We start from the raw sequence: 2,882 nt of genomic DNA, 5'->3' as shown, positions 1-2,882 counted from the left end.
TATTGAACTAGATAAGAACCGTAATAACGTAGTTCTTTCTCGTCGTGCCTTCCTCGAGCAGACTCAATCAGAGTCCCGCACGACATTCCTTAATCAGCTTCAAAAGGGTCAAGTTCGCACAGGTGTCGTTTCATCGATCGTGAACTTTGGTGCTTTCGTTGATTTAGGTGGAGTAGATGGACTTGTTCACGTCTCTGAACTCTCATGGAAGCACATTGATCATCCAGGAGAAGTTGTTGAAGTTGGCGATGAAGTAACCGTTGAAGTTCTTGAAGTAGATTTCGAGCGCGAGCGTGTATCTCTCTCACTCAAAGCAACTCAGGAAGATCCATGGCAGGCATTTGCTCGTACACACACAATCAACCAAGTTGTACCAGGTGTGGTCACAAAGCTTGTCCCATTCGGGGCTTTCATCCGTGTCCATGAGGGCATTGAAGGTCTTGTTCACATCTCCGAGTTGGCCGAGCGCCATGTCGAGATTCCAGAGCAGGTCGTTGCAGTTGACGATGAGCTTTTTGTAAAGATTATCGATATCGATTTAGAGCGTCGTCGCATCTCACTTTCACTTAAGCAAGCTAATGAAGGACATGAGATCGAGATCGAAGCTTTTGATCCAACTCAATATGGAATGGCCGCTCGCTATGATGCAGAAGGAAACTTCATCTACCCAGAAGGTTTTGACTCTGAGACCCAAGAGTGGAAGCCAGGACATGAAAAGCAGCGCGAAGAGTGGGAGCTTCAATACACCCAAGCTCAAGAGCGTTTCTTAGCACATAAGAAACAAAAGGCCGAAGCTAAGGCCGCAGATGCAGCCGCTACACCAGAAGATGGTGTTGCTGAAACCGCGCCAGAGGTTGTTGCCGCAGAATAAAGTTTGAGTGGGAATCCTCGCAGTTTCACGGTTTAAAACGCTAAAGCCGTTTAACTTGCGGGGATTTTTCTTTTTGTCACTTACCTGTGGCGCATGCGAGTCAGTCGCATATGCTCAAAAATTCGGTGGCACCCGACCTGACCTTGAATGTTTCGACATGTCCTTGCTTGTCACGAAACACTGCAACTTCACCTGTGATGGTCAATGTTCCGTGCTGAGAAGGATTGTCCCAGCCAGGTGGTGGATTGTGAGAGCCATCGTCGAGGATTCCTCCGACACGTTGGAAGTATCTGCCATCGGCCTTTAGTTCATCGATGCCACAATGCGTCATGAGGTCAAAAGGCACAGGCTGAAACACCATGACGGTGAGATCAACATTTGGTGTCCTGCTTATTGCAAATGTGAGAACCAAACCTGCTGCTACCACTACTAACGTTGCGCCCAATATAGTTACAGAGATTCTCTTCCATGTCAGTTGTCGCTTCATGTCATCTCTCCTCCCAAATGTGAATGAATGGATTACTTGTCCATATCGATAACGGAGGGCGATATTATTATTGGACTTAGAGTGGCACTACAAGACGCCTGGAGATCCGTCACATGAGACTCTACTCCAAGTCCAGGCAGGCGGTATCGTTGGCCTGTGCGAGTCATAGGCTTAACGGGCGGAATTGGAAGTGGTAAATCTCTGGCGGCTGAATATTTCGCAGATCTCGGAGCGTTAGTTATTGATGCCGATCAATTAGCGCGCGCAGCTATTGAACGTGGATCGAAAGGTTTCGATGAAGTTGTTGCAATGTTTGGTGATTCGATTTTGAAAAATGGCGAGATAGATCGTCGCGCTTTGGGTGAGTTAGTGTTTAAAGATCCGACTAAAAAAGCTGCGTTAGAGGCGATTATTCATCCGTGGGTACGAAGCGAGTTCGAGGCAGCGGTTCTCTCTCTGAGCGGAAATCAAACTTTGGTCTATGAGATTCCGCTTCTCTTTGAAACCGGCGGCGCAAATCGTTTTGAAAGCGTTATAACGGTTGAGGCACCGATGGACAAGCGTATTGAGCGATTGCGAGAAAAAGGGTTACACCTTTCGGAGATTGAGGCTCGCATAACCGCACAAGCCTCACTCGAGGAGAGGGTTTCCATCGCCGACTTCGTCATAGAAAACAGTGGCTCTAAGGATGATTTGCTTCGTCAAGTGGAAAATATTTGGGATGGATTAACCCACACATCTAACTAGAATTATCCAATGCGCCCGATATCGGATTTACAACGAACAGTCGAGCCATTTCAAGTTGTAAGCGATTTTGTTCCGGCAGGAGATCAGCCCGAAGCGATAGCTGAAATTGCTCGACGATTTGCTGCAGGTGAGCAGGATGTAGTACTTCTCGGTGCAACGGGTACTGGAAAGTCGGCCACCACCGCGTGGCTCATTGAAAAACTTCAGCGACCTACTCTTGTTTTAGCTCCAAATAAACTGTTAGCTGCTCAGTTAGCCAATGAGTTTCGCGAACTACTGCCCAATAACGCCGTTGAATACTTCGTTTCCTATTATGACTATTACCAGCCAGAGGCCTACGTTCCGCAGACCGATACATTCATCGAGAAAGATTCGAGTGTTAACGACGAAGTCGAGCGTTTGCGCCACTCGGCGACTAATTCGCTCTTAACACGTAGGGATGTCATCGTCGTCGCAACGGTTTCATGTATTTATGGACTTGGTACCCCTCAGGAGTACATAGATCGCATGGTCACCCTTCGAGTAGGGGATGAGATAGAACGCAACGCACTACTGCGACGATTTGTTGACGTACAGTACAAGCGCAATGACGTTGCATTTGAAAGAGGAACTTTTAGGGTTCGGGGCGACACCATCGAAATCATTCCAATGTATGAAGAGCTGGCAATTCGCATTGAGATGTTTGGAGATGAGATTGAAAAAATCTCAACTTTGCACCCACTGACTGGCGAAATAATTCGGGATGAAACGGAGATGTATATTTTTCCAGCAACTCAC

The 2,882-nt window shown here is 47.3% G+C and carries 4 protein-coding genes; 3 read left to right on the top strand and 1 reads right to left on the bottom strand.

Annotated features, from left to right (window positions below; genetic code table 11):
* A partial coding sequence (locus tag Q8K48_02180) for a S1 RNA-binding domain-containing protein (GenBank protein ID MDP1851207.1) occupies positions 1-871 on the top strand: 871 nt, incomplete at its 5' end.
* 100 nt (positions 872-971) lie between these two features.
* Here the strand turns inward: Q8K48_02180 and Q8K48_02175 are convergent.
* Positions 972-1,358: a hypothetical protein gene (locus Q8K48_02175; protein MDP1851206.1), complete on the bottom strand. Its 387-nt coding sequence runs from the start codon at positions 1,356-1,358 to the stop codon at positions 972-974.
* A 156-nt stretch (positions 1,359-1,514) separates the two neighbouring features.
* On the opposite strand from Q8K48_02175, the gene coaE reads away from it, so the two are divergent.
* Together coaE and Q8K48_02165 are read left to right on the top strand one after the other, a co-directional pair.
* On the top strand, positions 1,515-2,105 hold the full coding sequence (gene coaE / locus Q8K48_02170; GenBank protein ID MDP1851205.1) for a dephospho-CoA kinase: 591 nt from the start codon (positions 1,515-1,517) through the stop codon (positions 2,103-2,105).
* A gap of 9 nt (positions 2,106-2,114) precedes the next feature.
* Positions 2,115-2,882: DEAD/DEAH box helicase family protein (locus tag Q8K48_02165; GenBank protein ID MDP1851204.1), on the top strand; the 768-nt coding region annotated here is incomplete at its 3' end.

It is taken from the genome of Candidatus Planktophila sp., from assembly GCA_030681675.1.
Classification (GTDB): Bacteria; Actinomycetota; Actinomycetes; order Nanopelagicales; family Nanopelagicaceae; genus Planktophila.
Note: the sequence above shows the minus strand (reverse complement) of the source record. Positions and strands in the feature narration are given on the sequence as shown.